We start from the raw sequence: 15,836 nt of genomic DNA on the forward strand, positions 1-15,836 counted from the left end.
CCGCCCGGGGATTCCCGACCCGGCGACCGGGTCGTGGACACCTGGCGCCACGCGGCAGGATGGAGCCATGAGCGCCCCCTCCACCCCCTCGACCTCGCCGACCACCGACCCCGGGTCGGGCTCTGCCGACCGTCCGCTCGCCGTGGTCACCGGCGCCAGCAGCGGGATCGGCGCGGCCACCGCGCGCCAGCTCGCCGCCGCGGGCTACCGCGTGGTCTGCGCGGCCCGGCGCGCCGAGCGGGTCGAGGAGCTCGCCGCTGAGATCGACGGGGTGGCCGCGGTCTGCGACGTCACCGACGAGGCGTCGGTCGCCGGGCTGGCCGAGCTCGTCGGCGGGCGCCTCGACGTGCTGGTCAACAACGCCGGCGGGGCCTTCGGCTCCGCCCCCGTGGCCCAGGCCGACGCCGAGGAGTGGCGCCGGATGTACGAGGTCAACGTCATCGGCCTCATGCAGGTCACCCGCGCCCTGCTGCCGGCCCTGCTGGCCAGCGGCGCGGGGGTGATCCTCAACGTCGGCTCCACTGCCGGGCGGGTGGCCTACGAGGGCGGTGCCGGCTACACCGCCGCCAAGCACGGCACCCAGGTCGTGACCGAGACCCTGCGCCTGGAGCTCTTCGACCAGCCGGTGCGGGTGTGCGAGATCGCCCCCGGCATGGTCCGCACCGACGAGTTCTCCCTGGTCCGCTTCGACGGCGACCGGGAGAAGGCCGACGCGGTGTACGCCGGGGTCCCCGACCCCCTGGTCGCCGACGACGTCGCCGACGCCATCGTGTGGATGGTGACCCGACCGGCGCACGTCAACATCGACCAGCTGGTCATCCGCCCCCGCGCCCAGGCCGCGCAGCACAAGGTCCACCGCGTCGGCTGACGCGCTGCTGCACCGGCTGTCACACTGACCCGCATGCAGACCATCGGACTCGTCGGCGGCATGAGCTGGGAGAGCAGCGCGGCCTACTACAAGGCGCTCAACCTGGGCGTGGCCCAGCGCCTGGGCGGCCTCTCCTCGGCCAAGGTCGTGCTCTCCTCCCTCGACTTCGCCGAGCTCACGACGCTGCAGGCCCAGGAGCGCTGGGACGAGGTCGCCGCGGTGCTGGTGGCCGCCGCCCAGGGCCTGGAGCGGGCCGGGGCCGACGTGCTGCTGCTGTGCACGACGACTTTCCACCGCGTCGCCGACGAGGTCGCCGCCGCGGTCGACGTGCCGCTGCTGCACCTCGCCGACGTCGTGGCCGAGGCCTGCCTGGCGCGCAAGGTCTCCGAGGTGGGCTTCCTCGGCACGACCTTCACCATGGAGCGCAGCTTCTTCACCGACCGCCTCGCCGACGACGGGCTGACCGTGCACGTGCCCGCCACCGAGCACCACGCCGAGCTGAACCGGATCATCTACGAGGAGCTCGTCCACGGGCGCGTCGAGGACTCCTCGCGCCGCTTCGTGGTCGACCTGATCTCCCAGCTCTGGGACGCCGGCGCCGGCGGCGTCGTGCTCGGCTGCACCGAGCTGGAGCTGCTCGTGCGCCAGGCCGACTCCGAGCTCCCGGTCTTCCCCAGCACCACGCTGCACGTCGAGGCCGCCCTCGACCGCGCCCTGGGCTGATCCGGCCGGGCTGATCCGGCTGGTCCCGGCTCAGGCGGGGTCCTGCGGGGGCCGCAGCACGACCTCCACCAGCCGCGCGAGGTCGGCGCCGAGGGCCTGCTCGGGCACCCGCACGTGCGTGCCGGCCACGTCGACGTCGTAGACGAAGCGGTCGGCGCCGCCCGACTCCGCCGCGCGCGCGGCGGCCGCCGCGAGGTCGACGCGCTCGAGCAGCGAGCGGGCCTCGGCCGCGCGCGGGTCGTCGTCGGCGTCGAGGTCGAGGTCGGCCTCGGCGCGCAGGCCGGCGAAGCCGCCCGTGCGCCGCACCGTCAGCCGACGGCCCGGGTCGGCGCCGCGACCGACCGCACCGTCCTCCCCCGCGCGGCCGCCACCGGCCCGCGGCGTCACCCCGACCTCCTCCCACGCCGCGCCGACGGCGTCGGCGTGCACCCCGGCCGCAGCGACCGTCGCGGCCGCGAAGCCGGCGAAGTCGGTGCGCGGACCGACCCGGCCGCCGGTGAGCGCGGCGTACCAGATCGCGCCGGCGCCCTCGGCGCTCGAGCCGCCGACCGCGACCGCGGCGAGCTGGAAGGCGCGGTTGGGGATGCCGGAGTTGAGGTGGACCCCGCCGTTGTCCTCGCTGGTCTCGACGTAGTCGTCGAGGTGGCCGGGCTGGGGGTCGGTGCCCAGGCGCGGGTCGTCGTAGGCCGTGCCCGGCGCGCGCATGTCGCGCAGGCCGCGCGCGGCCACCCCGGGCAGGAAGATGTCGGCCCCGATCAGCCAGTCGGCCTCCTGCGGCGACTGACCGAGCAGGCGCTGCGCGAGGCAGGCGGCGAAGACGTCGGAGACCGACTCGTTGAGGGCACCCGACTGCCCCTGGTAGACCAGCCCCGCGCTGCGCTCGGTGACCGCGTGGGCCAGCTCGTGGGCGAGCACGTCGACCGCGGCGGTGAAGCGACCGAAGACCTCGCCGTCGCCGTCGCCGAAGACCAGCTGCGTGCCGTCCCAGAAGGCGTTGGCGTAGTCGCGGCCGTAGTGGACGGTGAGGCTCACCGGCGCGCCGGCGTCGTCGTAGGAGTCGCGGTGGTAGACGTCGGCGAAGAGCGCCAGCGAGGCCGCGATGCCCGTGGCGGCCTCGTCGACCGCGGGGTCGCCGGTCGCGCCCTCGCCCGCGCGCCGCACCGGACGGCCCGGAAGCGTGGTCGTGGCCCCGGCGTCGTGCACGGTCCAGGCCGGGGTGGCGCGCGCGGCGAGCGGCGGCGGCGCCGACGCCGGGCCCGGGCGCGCCGCGCGGAAGCCGGCGTCGAGCGACAACGTCTGCTCCCGGCCGAGCCGGCGCAGCAGGTAGGGCGGCACGAAGCCGCAGCGACGACCGGCGCGCGGCCGGGGGGCGGAGGAGGTCCCGAGAGTCATCGCCCCAGCGAAGCCCACGCCGCCGACAGTGACAAGGCCCACGTCGCCCGGCGCCGGGACAGGAGGATTCCCGCAGCGGGGGTGGGTCCGGGTTTACTTGCCGGCCAGCCGGTCCCCTCGCCCGGTCCCCGCCCTTCCCCTCCCCACGGAGTCCGACGTGAGCACACCACCCGGTGCCCCGAGCCGCCGCCAGGCGCTCGTCCGCGCGCTCGCCGGGGCGCTCGCCGGGCTGCTCGTGGTGGGCGGGCTGGTGTCGTGCCGTGAGGCCCCGGAGCGCGCCGACGGCGACCCGGCCACGGGCACCGCGGTCACCGACGTCGCCGACGCCCGGGGCACCCGCCCCAACATCGTCCTGCTCAGCTCCGACGACCAGACCGACACCGAGCTGGAGCACATGCCGCTGACGCGGAGCCTGCTCGCCGAGGCGGGCACGGAGTTCACCGACGCGATCAGCCCGCACCCGCTGTGCTGCCCGGCGCGCGCGGAGATCCTCACCGGGGAGTACGCCCAGAACAACGGCGTGCGCCACAACCGCGGGGCCTACGGCGGCTACCAGGCCTTCGCCCGCCACAACACCGAGCAGAACCTCGCGGCCTGGCTGCACGACGCCGGCTACCGCACCGGGTTCGTCGGCAAGACGCTGAACTCCTACACCGCGAGCTCGCGCCGGATGCGCGGCTGGGACTACTGGAGCCCGACGATCGCCGACACCTACCGCTACTACGGCACGCGCTTCTACGACGACGGGCGCCCGCGCACCTACGACGGCTACGTCGCCGACGTGGTGCGCGACCAGGCCGTCGACCTGGTCGAGCGCTGGTCGGCCGGCGACCGGCCGTTCTTCGTCTGGGCCTCCCACGTGGGCCCCCACGACGCCACCGAGAGCGACGGCACGTGGGGCCCGCCCGTGCCGGCCGAGCGCCACCGCGGCCTCTTCTCCGACGTCGGGCTGCCCAGCGCCGACGACCCGTCCTTCGACGAGCCCGACACCTCCGACAAGCCCCCCGCCGTGCGCCGCGGCCGCGACGGCGTGCCGGTGCGCACCGAGTGGTACCGCGACCGGCTGCGCAGCCTGCAGGCCGTCGACGAGGCCAACGCGGCCGTCATCGAGGCCCTCGACCGCGCCGGGGAGCTCGACGACACCGTGGTCGTCTACGTCTCCGACAACGGCTTCCTCACCGGCCAGCACCGCATCTACGGCAAGAACTACCCCTACGAGGAGGACCTCCAGGTCCCCTTCGTGCTGCGCGGTCCGGGCGTGCCGGGCGGCACGACGAGCGGCGAGACGGCCACCATCGTCGACCTGGCCCCCACCTTCCTCGACCTGGCCGGGGTGCTCGGCGCCGTGCGCTCCGCCGGGCACACCGACGGTGAGTCGCTGCTGCCCGCGCTGCGGGGCGGCTCACTGGGCGCCACCAGCCTCATCCAGGCCGGCACCTCCGGGCGCCGCGAGCTGCGGGCCTTCGGCTGGTCCTTCCGCGGGGTCCGCACGCCCCGCTTCACGTGGGTGCGGTGGTGGGACGGCGCGGAGGAGCTCTACGACCGCGAGCTCGACCCCTTCCAGGAGAGCAACCTCGTCGGGCCCGACGGCCAGGTGGGCGACCCGGCGTACGCCGCGGTGCGTGAGGAGCTGGAGCGGCGCTACCGCGCGCTGCGCTGGTGCCGCGGCGTCGCGGAGTGCGAGCGGCAGGACTTCGGGCCCGAGCCCGCGCCGGCGTCCTGAGCGCGGGCCCGCGCCGGCTCCGCAGAGCAGGTCAGGAGGGCACGCGGTCGGGCGGGAAGCCGCCCGTGGCGACCGGGCCCCAGCCCGTCACGGTGATGCGCAGCAGCGACTTGCCCTGACGGCGCATCGCCTCCCGGTACTCCTCCCAGTCGGAGTGCTCGCCGGCGATGCAGCGGAAGTACTCCACCAGGCCGTCCTCGGCCTCCTGGCTGGGCATGTCGAGCACCTCGGCGGTGCCGTCGACCTGCACCCACGGCCCGTCCCAGTCGTCGGAGTGGACCAGCACCGTCGCGGCGGGGTTGCGGCGCAGGTTGGTGGCCTTGGCGCGCGAGGGGTAGGTCGAGATGACGATGCGGCCCTCGGCGTCGACGCCCCCGGTGACCGGCGAGATCTGCGGCCGGCCGTCGGACTTGGTCGTCATCAGCGTCAGGTGGTGGCGGGTGCGCACGAAGTCGAGCAGCTGCTCGCGGTCGACCCGGTCGGTGGTGGCGATGTTCGGCATGGCGCCAGCCTAGGCGGGGCGATCACGCGACCGGGAGCGTCACGGACGCCGTGGGGTGCTGGGTGTCGTGGGGTGCCGTGGGGTGTCGTGGGCGACGATGGGGCGGTGGCAGCGAGGAGCAGGGCGGGCGGGACCGGCGGCAGGACCGGGCCCAGGACCGGGGGACGTCGCGGCGCAGCGGGTCGCGAGGGCGCACCGGTGCGGGTGACGGTGGTCGGCGACCCGGTGGCCGGCGCCGCAGCGGGCGAGCCCGCTGCCGAGGCCGCTGCCGAGCCCGCTGCCGAGCACACCGTGGAGGTGCCGGCGGCGACGACGCTGGCGGCGCTGCTCCCCCAGGTCGTGTCGCCGGTCGCCGCGGGCGGCGCCGACGTGGTCCTGCTGCTGCGCCACGGCGGCGACTGGCTGGGGATGCACAGCGCGACCACGGGCACGCGGGTGCTCCGCGACCCCGAGCGCACCGTGGCCGAGCTCGACCCCCCGCGGGTCCGCCTCGAGCCGTGGCCCGGCGTCGACGCGTCGCTGCTGCTGGAGGAGCTCGCCCTGGGCCGACTGCCGGACCGCGCCGCCCTCGCCGGCGGTGCCGGCGACGGGTGGCGGCGTCGCTGGGAGGCCGAGGAGCGGGCGCTCGGCACGGTCGACGGCACCGCCCGGCTGCTCGACGCCGACGTCGTGGAGGCCCTGGCCGACGTCGGTGCGACGGTGCTCGCCCACGGCCCGGGCCACGCGCGGGTCGAGGACGCCGCCGGGTCGTCGTACGTCGTGCGCTGCGACCGCCAGGGCGGTGCGGTCTCCCGCCTCGACGCCGATGGCCTCGAGCACCCGGTCGCCGCGGTCGCCACACGGCCGAGCAGCCGGGCGGGCACCGGGTCGGACGCCGGGGCCGAGGCCGGGGGGCCGACCGCGCGACGTGCCCTGGCCGCGACGCTCGCGGCCCTGCTGGGCACGACGTGGCGCGAGCAGCGTGGCCTGGAGCCGGCCCCGCCGCCTGCGCCGACGCGCGACACCCGGGTCGAGGTGGCCCGCGGCGGCGGGGTCTGGGGCTGGTCGTGGAGCGACGCCGCGGGGCGCCACGAGGGCCGCTTCGCGGCCGACGGGGCGATGGCCGCCGCGACGGCGGCGTACGCCCGGCTGGAGCCCGCCGACGTCGTCGCGCACCTCACAGCCCCCGCCGCCGATGGGGGCGGGGACCCCTCGCGGCCCTAGAATCGAGGAGGCTCCATCGGGGCCCCTCGACTCCCACCGGAAGTGACGACGCACCGAATGTCTGGAAACACCACCCGCAACGACCTGCGCAACGTCGCCATCGTCGCGCACGTCGACCACGGCAAGACGACCCTCGTCGACGCCATGCTGCGCCAGGCCGGCGCCTTCACCGCCCACCAGGCCGAGAGCGTCGCCGAGCGCGTCATGGACTCCGGTGACCTGGAGCGCGAGAAGGGCATCACGATCCTCGCGAAGAACACCGCGGTCCACTACGCCGGCCCCGCGGCCGACGGCAAGCCGATGACGATCAACATCATCGACACCCCGGGCCACGCCGACTTCGGCGGCGAGGTCGAGCGCGGCCTGTCCATGGTCGACGGCATCGTGCTGCTGGTCGACGCCTCGGAGGGCCCGCTGCCGCAGACCCGCTTCGTGCTGCGCAAGGCGCTCAACGCCGACATGCCGGTGATCCTGGTCGTCAACAAGACCGACCGCGGCGACGCCCGCATCGCCGAGGTCGTCGACGAGACCTACGAGCTCTTCATGGACCTGCTCGACGACAGCCACAGCCAGGACGCGCTCGACTTCCCGGTCGTCTACGCCTCGGGCCGCGCCGGCGTCGCCGGTCTCGACCAGCCCGCCAACGGCGAGCTGCCCGACTCCCCCGACCTCGAGCCGCTCTTCAAGACGATCCTCGAGACGATCCCCGCCCCGACCTACACCGAGGGCGCGCCGCTCCAGGCCCACGTCACCAACCTCGACTCCTCGCCGTTCCTGGGCCGCCTGGCTCTGGTGCGCGTGCACGAGGGCACCCTGAAGAAGGGCCAGACCGTGGCCTGGATGAAGCGCGACGGCGAGACCAAGAACGTCCGCATCACCGAGCTGCTGGTCACCGAGGGCCTCGAGCGCAAGCCGGGCGAGTCCGCGGGGCCGGGCGACATCGTCGCCATCGCCGGCATCCCCGACATCACCATCGGCGAGACCCTCGCCGACCCCGAGAACCCGGTCGCGCTGCCGCTCATCCACGTCGACGAGCCCGCCATCTCGATGACCATCGGCACCAACACCTCGCCGCTGGTCGGGCGGGTCAAGGGCGCCAAGGTCACCGCCCGCCTGGTCAAGGACCGCCTCGACTCCGAGCTCATCGGCAACGTGTCGCTGCGCGTCCTGCCCACCGAGCGCCCCGACGCCTGGGAGGTGCAGGGCCGCGGCGAGCTGGCGCTGGCCATCCTGGTCGAGCAGATGCGCCGCGAGGGCTTCGAGCTCACCGTCGGCAAGCCGCAGGTGGTCACCAAGGAGGTCGACGGCAAGGTCCACGAGCCCGTCGAGCGCCTGACCATCGACGCCCCGGAGGAGTACCTCGGCACGATCACCGAGCTGCTCGCCTCCCGCAAGGGCCGCATGGAGCAGATGACCAACCACGGCACCGGCTGGGTCCGCATGGAGTTCCTCGTGCCGGCCCGCGGCCTGATCGGCTTCCGCACCGAGTTCCTCACCGACACCCGCGGCACCGGCATCGCCCACCACATCTCCGAGGGCTACGAGCCGTGGGCCGGCGAGATCCGCTCGCGCAACAACGGCTCGCTCGTCGCCGACCGCAAGGGCGCCGCGACGGCCTACGCCATGACCTCGCTGCAGGAGCGCGGCGTGATGTTCCTCGAGCCGACCACCGAGGTCTACGAGGGCATGATCGTCGGCGAGAACTCCCGCGCCGACGACATGGACGTCAACATCACCAAGGAGAAGCAGCAGACCAACATCCGCTCCGCCACCTCCGACAACTTCGAGAAGCTGATCCCGGCCAAGAAGCTGTCGCTGGAGCAGAGCCTGGAGTTCTGCCGCGACGACGAGTGCGTCGAGGTGACCCCCGAGATGGTCCGCATCCGCAAGGTGATCCTCGACGCCGGCGAGCGCGCGAAGATCGCCAGCCGCGCCCGCAAGGCCAGCAAGTAGGCACCCGCCACCCCGCTCCACCCCCGAGGGCCCGCTCCGTCTCACGACGGGGCGGGCCCTCGGTGCGTGACCGGACCCGCTGAGGCTCAGGTCCGACCGCGTTCCCGAGGGATCTCGGCGACGAGCGTGAGGATCTGGATGATGCCGACGCCGCCCACGATGAAGGCGAGGTAGAGCCGGTCCCCGGCAGCGCCCGCGTCGGGAAGCCAGGCCTCGGTCTGCGTGCCGGTCCACACGTCGCACACCAGCGCGGGCGCCGCGAACGCGAGCACCGTGTGGGCCCGCCAGGGCGCCGGCACGGAGAGCAGCCGGAGCAGCGCCAGGACCACGACCGCGAACCCCGCGGTCCCGAGGGCCAGCCAGGCCCACCAGATCCCGAGCGGGTCCTCCGGCTCCGCGGGCAGCGGGAACGCGAGCCGGAACAGCGCGGCGAAGCCCGCCCAGGCCACCACGGACAGCACGCAGACGGTACCGATCGTGGTCACGTAGCGGCGGCGGGTCAGGGTCGTCTCCATCGGGCCTCCTCGAGGGGTGTCGTCTAGCAGCACGCGGTGCGGTGGCGGGATGTTAGCCGCCCGGCGCTGGTCGTTCCAGGTCTCGATCCGACGGGACCGGCCCGGGGCCCGGCCGTGCGGTCGGGACCCCGGGCGCCGGGCAGCGAGCAGGCATGAAAACCCGGGGTACGGGGTATGTCACGTACCGTGGTGCCTGGTGACCACCGCGCCGACCCTTCACGGGCGCGCGCGGTCGCCGCCAGGCCGGGCCGGGGGGACCAGCTGCACCGACTCCTCGACGTCTCGACGCCGCACGACCGTCAGCCAACGCTCGAGGAGCACCTGTGAGCCCGCACCGCCGTCCCCGCACCGCCCGAACCGCCCCGGCCCGGACCGTCCTGGCCACGCTGGCCCTCGGAGCCGTCGCGGCCACCACGCTGGCGCCGAGCGCCACCGCCGCCCCCTCGACGGCGGGCAACGGCCCCGCCGCCAAGGCCCCCGCCACCACCGGCTGGCTGCGCCTGGGCCACCTCAGCCCCGGCACCGGCGACGCCGACGTGCGGGTGCTGCCCCTCGACGACGGCAGCCGGCTCAACCTCACCGACGTCCCCTACGGCGAGGTCTCCGACTTCCAGCGCCTCCCGGCCGGCCGCTACCGCATCGCCTTCCGCGAGGCCGGCCAGCCGCTCTCGGCCAAGCCCATGGTGGCCCGGCTCGTCGAGGTCGACCCGGGCTCGGCGGCCACCGTCGTCGCCACCGGCCGCGGCGAGTCGCTGCGCACCGAGGTCATCGACGACGACCTCACCCCGCCGCCCGCCGGGCAGGCCAAGGTCAGGCTGGTCTCCGGCGTCGGCGACAACGGCCCGGTCTCCGCGGCCGTCGTCGGCGGCCCGGTCATCGCCGAGGACGTCGCCACCGGCGGCTCCACCCCCTACGCCAACGTCGCGGCGCAGACCTGGCAGGTCGACGTCGCCTCCGGCTCCGACATGCCCACCACCGGCAAGGTCGCGGTGAAGGCCGGCGGCGTCTACACCCTCCTCGTCGTCGACGGGGCCGACGGCGGCGTCGAGATCAAGGCCCTCCAGGACAGCGGCAGCGCGGCCACCATGCCCTCCGGCGGCGTCGACACCGGCGCCGGTGGCCTCGCCCCCACCGCAGGCGCCCCGACCGACCTGACCGCGCCCGCCGCGGGCGTCCTGGCCGCCCTCGCCGCGCTGGGCGGCCTCGTGCTGCTGCGCCGCGGACGCGCCACCGCCTGACCGATCCCGCCGGTCCCCCGACCGGCGCCCGCCCCCCGCACCGCCGACCCCGAGGCCGACCTGTGAGCTCCCGCCCCGTCGCACGCCGCGCCGCCGCGGTGACGCTGCTCGTCGTCGCGGGCGTCGCGGCGCTGGTCGCCGTACGGGCCGGGGACGGACCGCAGGCGGCGTCCTCGCCGGCCGCTGCCGTGCCCTCCGCTGCCGCCGACCCGACCGCCCCGACCGCCCCGTCGGGCTCCTCCGCGCCGTCGTCGGGTGCCTCGACGATCCCGGTGCAGGGGGCCACGGCGGCGCGACCGGTGGAGGTGCGGGTGCCGCGCCTGGGGATCGTCTCGCGCCTCGACGACCTCGCCGTGGTCGCCGACGGCACCCTGGAGCGCCCGCCGCGCTGGCAGGTGGCGGGCTGGTACGCCGCCGGCCCGCGGCCCGGCGAGACCGGCCCCGCGGTGATCGCGGGGCACGTCGACTCCCCCACCGGGCCCGCGGTGTTCACCGGGCTCGAGGCGCTGCGCCCCGGCGACGTGGTCGAGGTGCTGGGCGACGACGGCACCACCACCACCTTCACCGTCGACCGGCTCGCCACCGCCCCCAAGGACGCCTTCCCCACCCGCGCCGTCTACGGCCAGACCCCCGACGCGCAGCTGCGGCTGATCACCTGCGACGGCGCCTACGTCGCCGACGCGGGCGGCTACCAGGACAACCTCATCGTCTTCGCCACCGAGCGCGCCTGATGGACGGCGGGGTCGCCTCAGCGGAGCCCCCGCGTCCCGGGCGGCGACGGACCCTGCGCCTGCTCGGTCTCTGCTGCGCCACGGCGCTCGTGGTCGCCCTCGTCGCCACGGCGCTCGTCCTCGTCCTGCGCCCCACCGGCAACGAGAGGGGGCCGGAGGGACCACGCGCCGACGTCGACGCCCGGGCCTTCCTGGAGACCTACGTCGAGCCGGACGGCCGGGTCGCGCGCACCGACCAGGGCGGCGACACCGTCAGCGAGGGCCAGGCCTACGCCATGCTGCTCGCGGTCGCCACCGGCGACCGTGTCACGTTCGACCGGGTGTGGGACTGGACGCGCGAGGAGCTGATGACCGCCGAGGGCCTGCTCAGCTGGCGGTGGGCCGACGGAGCAGTGGTCGACGCGTCCCCGGCCGCCGACGCCGACCTCGACGCCGCACGAGCCCTCGTCACCGCGGGCCGGACCTTCGAGGAGGCCGACTACACCGAGGCGGGGCTGAGGCTGGGCACGGCGCTGCTCGACCACGAGACCGTCCGCACCCCGGCGGGCCTCGTCCTGGTCGCCGGACCGTGGGCCACCCAGCGCTCGCCGTACGTCTTCAACCCCAGCTACGTCTCGCCCGTCGCCACCGGTCTGCTCGACGCGGCCTCCGACGACCCGCGCTGGGAGGAGCTGACCGCCGGGTCGCGAGCGGCCCTGGAGGGCCTGACGTTCGGTGGTCGCCTGCCGCCGGACTGGGCCGAGGTGTCCTCCGACGGGTCGGTCCGGGCGACCGGCTCCCCGAGCGGAGGAGGGCCGCAGTTCGGCTACGACGCAGCGCGGGTGCTGGCCCGTCACGCGGAGTCGTGCGACCCGGACGACCGCGCCATCGCCGCGCGGGCCGCCGACCGGCTGGGCCCCGAGCTGGACGTCGACGTGCTGGCACTGTCGGGCGAGCCGCTGTCGCGCTTCACGAGCCCGGTGATGCTGGTGGCCCGCGCCGGGGCCGACGCAGCGTCGGGCGACCCCGCCGCCGCGCGCGCGGCACTGGCGGCCGCGGACACGGCCGCGGAGGCGGCGCCGACGTACTACGGCGACGCGTGGGCCGCGCTCGGTCCCCTGATGCTCACCACGACCACGCTGGGCGCCTGCCCTGCGGTGCCGGCCGCGTGAACCACCCGGCACCGAGGCAGGCTTGCTCCGTGACCCACGACCCCCTGGCCGCCCCCGCCGGTCCGCCCGCCGACCTCCCCGACCTGCACAACCTGCGTGACGTGGGCGGCCTGCGCACCGACGACGGCGGGCGCACGCGCCACGGCGTGCTCTACCGCAGCGGCACGGTGGCCTTCCTCGACGCCGCCCAGGCCGAGGTCCTCGTCGGCGACGACGGCCTCGGCGTGCGCTGCCGCGTGGACCTGCGCGGGCCGCGCGAGGTGGCCGAGGAGACCAGCGCCGCGCTGCGCGAGCGCGAGCGGCGCGCCGAGCACGTCGAGATCCACGCCGCCGACGTGGCCTGGGACTTCACCGCCTCCCACCGCAGCGACTGGGTCGCCGCCCACTACGCCCGCTACCTCGAGGCCTCCGGCGACCGCATCGTCACCGTGGCCCGGCTGCTCGCCGACCCGGCCAACCGTCCGCTGCTCGCGCACTGCTCCGCGGGCAAGGACCGCACGGGGGTGACCGTGGCCGTCCTGCTGCGCGCGGTCGGCGTGGTCGCCGACGACCTGGTGGCCGACTACGCCCGCACGGCGCAGGCCATCGCGGGGCTGCGTGAGCAGCTGACCCGTCTGCCGGCGTACGGCGACCGGATCGCCGCGGTGCCGCAGGAGGCGCTCGGGTCGACCCCCGAGACCATGTGGACCTTCCTGTCCACGCTGGAGGAGCGCCACGGCGGCGCGCGGGCCTACCTGCTCGGCCACGGACTCGACGGCTCCGAGCTGAGCGCGCTCAGCGAGGCTCTCGTCGAGCCGGCCTGAGGGGCCCGCCCTCACTCCACCTCGGCGTACGCCGGCTCCGCGCGCCGCGACGACCGGGCCGGCCGGGAGCCGCGCAGCGCGGGGGCGAGCACCAGCAGACCGGCCAGCGGCAGCAGCGCGAGCACGGCGAGACTGGGGCCGATGCCGATCACGTCGCCGAGCCCGCCGACCACGGCGGAGCCGACCGAGCCGCCGGTCATGAAGACCAGGGTGGCCACACCGAGGGCGACGCCGCGCACGTCGGCGTCGACGGCGTCGCCGACCGCGGCGCTGAGCGAGGGCTGACCGAGGCCGAAGGCGAAGGTCACCAGCACCACGGCCCCGCCCAGCACGGCCGGCACGTCGAGGATCGCCCCGACGCCCGCGACGAGCAGGGCCACCGAGGCGACGGCCCCGGAGATGGCCAGGCAGACGGTGGGGCCGATGCCGCTGATGAGCGGGCCGGCCACCCGCGGCACGGCGAGCGCCAGCACGGCGCTCGGCACGAGGAGCAGCCCGACCTGCCAGGGCTCCCAGCCCTCGGCCACCAGCACGGCCGGCACCGCGATGAGCTGGCCGAACCACGCCGCCGGCACCGCGGCCGCGGCCACCGCGCTGCGCACGACGGCGGGGTTGCGCACCACGGCCAGCGGCAGGAACCCGTGGGGCCGCCGCCGCACCCGCAGCGTCGCCAGCGGAGCGCCGAGCACGAGCAGCAGCAGGCCCACCAGGGCCACCACCACGCCGGTCGACGGCGACTGCACGAGCAGCACCAGCCCGGCCGCGGTCACCGCGACCAGCACGGCTCCGAGGACGTCCAGGCTCGCGCCCGTGCCCTCCCCCACCAGGGCGCGCCACAGGAAGGGGATCACCGCGACGCCCAGGATCGGGATCGCCATCACCGCGCGCCACCCGAAGGCGTGCTCCACGAGGCCCCCGAGGAGCGGCCCGAGACAGCTGACCGCCGCCGCCACGCCGGCGAGGCGACCCAGGGCCAGACCGCGCACGGCCCCGTCGTACCGCGCGCTGAGGATGGCCACGCCCAGGGTCGGCACCGCCGCCGCGCCCGCGCCCTGGAAGAGCCGGGCGGCCAGCAGCACGCCGAAGGAGGGCGCGAAGGCCGCGACCAGCGCACCACTGGTCATCAGGCCGATGCCGATGACGAGCGGCAGCTTGACCCCGACGAGGTCGGAGACGCGGCCGTAGACCGCGGTGGTCACCGCGAGCATCAGCGCGTAGAGACTGATCACCCAGGTCGCGCCGCCCACGCTCGTGCCGAACTCCGCGCCGATCGCGGGCAGCGCGATGGCCGCCGATGCCGACCCCATGCCGGCCAGGCCGAAGAGGAGCCCGAGGAGCACGGAGACACGGCGCGAGTCGTCGAGGGGCATGGTTGTCGCCAACAACGACCGACCCGGGCGCATTCCGCGCCCGGACGCCCTGCACGGCCGGCGCGCCCCTCCACCGGGCCCGCGGGGTGGACCTGTCGGCCCGGACCCGCACCTGTCGGCCCGTGCGTGGGGCGACCGGTGCGGGTTTCGCCAGCCGGCTGGCGAAACCCGCAGCCTCACCCGAAGGCCGGCTTCTCCTTGCCCAGGAACGCCCGGACCCCCTCGGCGAAGTCGGGCCCGGTGTAGACCTCGCGCAACAGCTCGTGGTCACCGGCGGGCGAGGCCTCGAGCCGGCGGGCGCGGTCGAGCAGCTGGCCCTTGGTGGCGCGCAGGGTGACGGAGGAGGCGGCGCGCAGACCGTCGAGCAGGGCGGAGAGCTCGGCGTCGAGGGCCTCGGCGTCGGGCGAGACGGCCATCAGCGCACCGACGGCGTGGGCGCGCTCGGCGTCGACGAGCCGCGAGGCGAGCAGCATCTCGCGGGTCACCGGCTCGCCGAAGACGGTGGCGCAGCGGTAGACGATCGAGGCGGCCAGCGCGTTGCCCAGCGTGCGGGCGATGGGGTAGCCGAAGCGCGAGCCGGCCGTGGCCAGGCGCAGGTCGCAGTGGGTCGCGACGGCCAGTCCCCCGCCGACACAGACCCCGTCGACGGCCGCCACGGTGACCTGCGGCAGCGCGAAGAGCTGCTCGAGCAGGTCGCGGATCCAATCCTCGTAGGCGACCGCGTCGGCGTCCACGAAGTCGCTGATCTCGTTGCCCGCCGCGAAGGCCCGCCCGCCGGCGCCGCGCAGCACCAGCACCCGCACGCTGCTGTCCTCGCGCAGCTCGGCGCAGAGGTCCTTCAGCGCGGCGTACATCGCCCGGGTGAAGGCGTTGCGGCGGTGGGGCCGGTTGAACACGACCTCCACCACCCCGTCGCCGCGGGTCACGATCAGGTCCTCGCCCGGGCCCTCGCCGGTGCTCGTCTCGCTCACGCCGCACGACCCTACGGTCCGGCGGCCTCAGCCCCGCGAGGTGTCCGCGCCCGGCCGGGCCACGACGTACGCCGCGACCGCGCCGGCCAGCGCTCCGAAGAGGTGGCCCTGCCACGAGATGCCCGGCTGCCCGGGCAGCACGCCCCACAGCAGCCCGCCGTAGACGACCAGCAGCACGACGCCGAGCACCATCTGGCCGACCCGGCGGGCCACGAAGCCGCGCAGCACCAGGTAGACCAGCCAGCCGAAGACGAGACCGGAGGCCCCGATGTGCACCGTGCCGGCCGGGGAGACCAGCCACGTGCCGAGCCCACCGAGCAGCCAGATGACCGCCGTGGCGGCCAGCCCGCGGCCGATCCCCCCGAGCAGCACGAGGAAGAGCAGGAGCGCGGCCAGCAGGGAGTTGGAGGCGAGGTGGTCGAAGCCGCCGTGCAGCAACGGGGCGAGCAGCACCCCGACGAGGCCGTCGCCGGTGCGCGGGCGGATCCCGTCGTCGTCCCACTGCACCCCGGGGAGGGCGTCGACGAGCTCGAGCACCCACAGCAGCGCGACGAAGCCGAGGGAGATCCCGAGGGCGGCGGGCCAGCTGCGCCGGGGGCGGGTGGGCGTGGTCGTCAGGCTCACGCGACCACGGTAGCCAGGCCCCGCACGGACCGGGTGGTCGCTCGGCCCGGATCGCGGCGAAGCACCGCG

Annotated in this window: 15 protein-coding genes; 9 read left to right on the top strand and 6 right to left on the bottom strand. The window is 75.8% G+C overall.

The window, feature by feature from the left end; all coding sequences use genetic code 11:
* The first annotated feature begins 67 nt into the window (after window positions 1-67).
* Window positions 68-868, top strand: coding sequence for an SDR family NAD(P)-dependent oxidoreductase (locus IR170_RS17710; RefSeq protein ID WP_193666242.1), 801 nt, complete (start codon window positions 68-70; stop codon window positions 866-868).
* Between the two features lie 33 nt (window positions 869-901).
* Window positions 902-1,591 (top strand): aspartate/glutamate racemase family protein, encoded by a 690-nt coding sequence (locus tag IR170_RS17715; protein ID WP_193666243.1) that lies wholly within the window; start codon window positions 902-904, stop codon window positions 1,589-1,591.
* Window positions 1,592-1,621: 30 nt separating this feature from the next.
* On the opposite strand, the gene IR170_RS17720 is transcribed toward IR170_RS17715, so the two are convergent.
* Entirely contained in the window at window positions 1,622-2,983 is a 1,362-nt protein-coding gene (locus IR170_RS17720; protein WP_193666244.1) for a protealysin inhibitor emfourin, read from the bottom strand.
* 157 nt (window positions 2,984-3,140) lie between these two features.
* Here IR170_RS17720 and IR170_RS17725 point away from each other — a divergent pair, with 157 nt between their 5' ends.
* Complete coding sequence (locus IR170_RS17725) at window positions 3,141-4,706, top strand: sulfatase family protein (RefSeq protein ID WP_193666245.1); 1,566 nt, start codon at window positions 3,141-3,143, stop codon at window positions 4,704-4,706.
* Between the two features lie 31 nt (window positions 4,707-4,737).
* Here the strand turns inward: IR170_RS17725 and IR170_RS17730 are convergent, their stop codons facing one another.
* Window positions 4,738-5,208, bottom strand: coding sequence for a PPOX class F420-dependent oxidoreductase (locus IR170_RS17730; RefSeq protein WP_056863465.1), 471 nt, complete (start codon window positions 5,206-5,208; stop codon window positions 4,738-4,740).
* Window positions 5,209-5,406: 198 nt separating this feature from the next.
* On the opposite strand from IR170_RS17730, the gene IR170_RS17735 reads away from it, so the two are divergent.
* Both IR170_RS17735 and typA read left to right on the top strand, forming a co-directional pair.
* Window positions 5,407-6,411, top strand: a complete 1,005-nt coding sequence (locus IR170_RS17735) for a hypothetical protein (protein ID WP_193666246.1) — start codon at window positions 5,407-5,409, stop codon at window positions 6,409-6,411.
* A gap of 57 nt (window positions 6,412-6,468) precedes the next feature.
* The gene (gene typA, locus IR170_RS17740) at window positions 6,469-8,364 is read left to right on the top strand and encodes a translational GTPase TypA (protein ID WP_056863463.1); all 1,896 of its coding nucleotides are present in this window, start codon (window positions 6,469-6,471) and stop codon (window positions 8,362-8,364) included.
* An 86-nt stretch (window positions 8,365-8,450) separates the two neighbouring features.
* Here typA and IR170_RS17745 read toward each other — a convergent pair whose 3' ends face one another.
* Window positions 8,451-8,879 carry a hypothetical protein gene (locus IR170_RS17745; protein ID WP_193666247.1) on the bottom strand — a complete coding sequence of 143 codons (429 nt, stop codon included), beginning with the start codon at window positions 8,877-8,879 and terminating at the stop codon, window positions 8,451-8,453.
* A 323-nt stretch (window positions 8,880-9,202) separates the two neighbouring features.
* On the opposite strand from IR170_RS17745, the gene IR170_RS17750 reads away from it, so the two are divergent.
* From IR170_RS17750 to IR170_RS17765, 4 genes are all read left to right on the top strand, one after another.
* A complete protein-coding gene (locus IR170_RS17750) occupies window positions 9,203-10,117 on the top strand; it encodes a DUF4397 domain-containing protein (protein ID WP_193666248.1) in 915 nt (304 codons plus the stop codon).
* A 62-nt stretch (window positions 10,118-10,179) separates the two neighbouring features.
* Window positions 10,180-10,848 carry a class F sortase gene (locus IR170_RS17755; protein WP_193666249.1) on the top strand — a complete coding sequence of 223 codons (669 nt, stop codon included), beginning with the start codon at window positions 10,180-10,182 and terminating at the stop codon, window positions 10,846-10,848.
* Window positions 10,848-11,999 (top strand): glycosyl hydrolase family 8, encoded by a 1,152-nt coding sequence (locus tag IR170_RS17760; protein WP_193666250.1) that lies wholly within the window; start codon window positions 10,848-10,850, stop codon window positions 11,997-11,999. The genes IR170_RS17755 and IR170_RS17760 overlap by 1 nt, the downstream gene beginning before the upstream one ends.
* A 29-nt stretch (window positions 12,000-12,028) precedes the next feature.
* Window positions 12,029-12,802, top strand: a complete 774-nt coding sequence (locus IR170_RS17765; protein ID WP_193666251.1) for a tyrosine-protein phosphatase — start codon at window positions 12,029-12,031, stop codon at window positions 12,800-12,802.
* Window positions 12,803-12,813: 11 nt separating this feature from the next.
* On the opposite strand, the gene IR170_RS17770 is transcribed toward IR170_RS17765, so the two are convergent.
* From IR170_RS17770 to IR170_RS17780, 3 genes are all read right to left on the bottom strand, one after another.
* Window positions 12,814-14,172, bottom strand: a complete 1,359-nt coding sequence (locus tag IR170_RS17770) for an MFS transporter (protein ID WP_193666252.1) — start codon at window positions 14,170-14,172, stop codon at window positions 12,814-12,816.
* A 176-nt stretch (window positions 14,173-14,348) separates the two neighbouring features.
* Window positions 14,349-15,143 carry an enoyl-CoA hydratase-related protein gene (locus IR170_RS17775; RefSeq protein ID WP_193666253.1) on the bottom strand — a complete coding sequence of 265 codons (795 nt, stop codon included), beginning with the start codon at window positions 15,141-15,143 and terminating at the stop codon, window positions 14,349-14,351.
* Between the two features lie 27 nt (window positions 15,144-15,170).
* Window positions 15,171-15,767, bottom strand: a complete 597-nt coding sequence (locus tag IR170_RS17780; RefSeq protein WP_193666254.1) for a rhomboid family intramembrane serine protease — start codon at window positions 15,765-15,767, stop codon at window positions 15,171-15,173.
* Window positions 15,768-15,836 lie beyond the last annotated feature (69 nt).

Source organism: Nocardioides kribbensis, from assembly GCF_015070375.1.
GTDB classification, from domain to species: Bacteria; Actinomycetota; Actinomycetes; order Propionibacteriales; family Nocardioidaceae; genus Nocardioides; species Nocardioides kribbensis.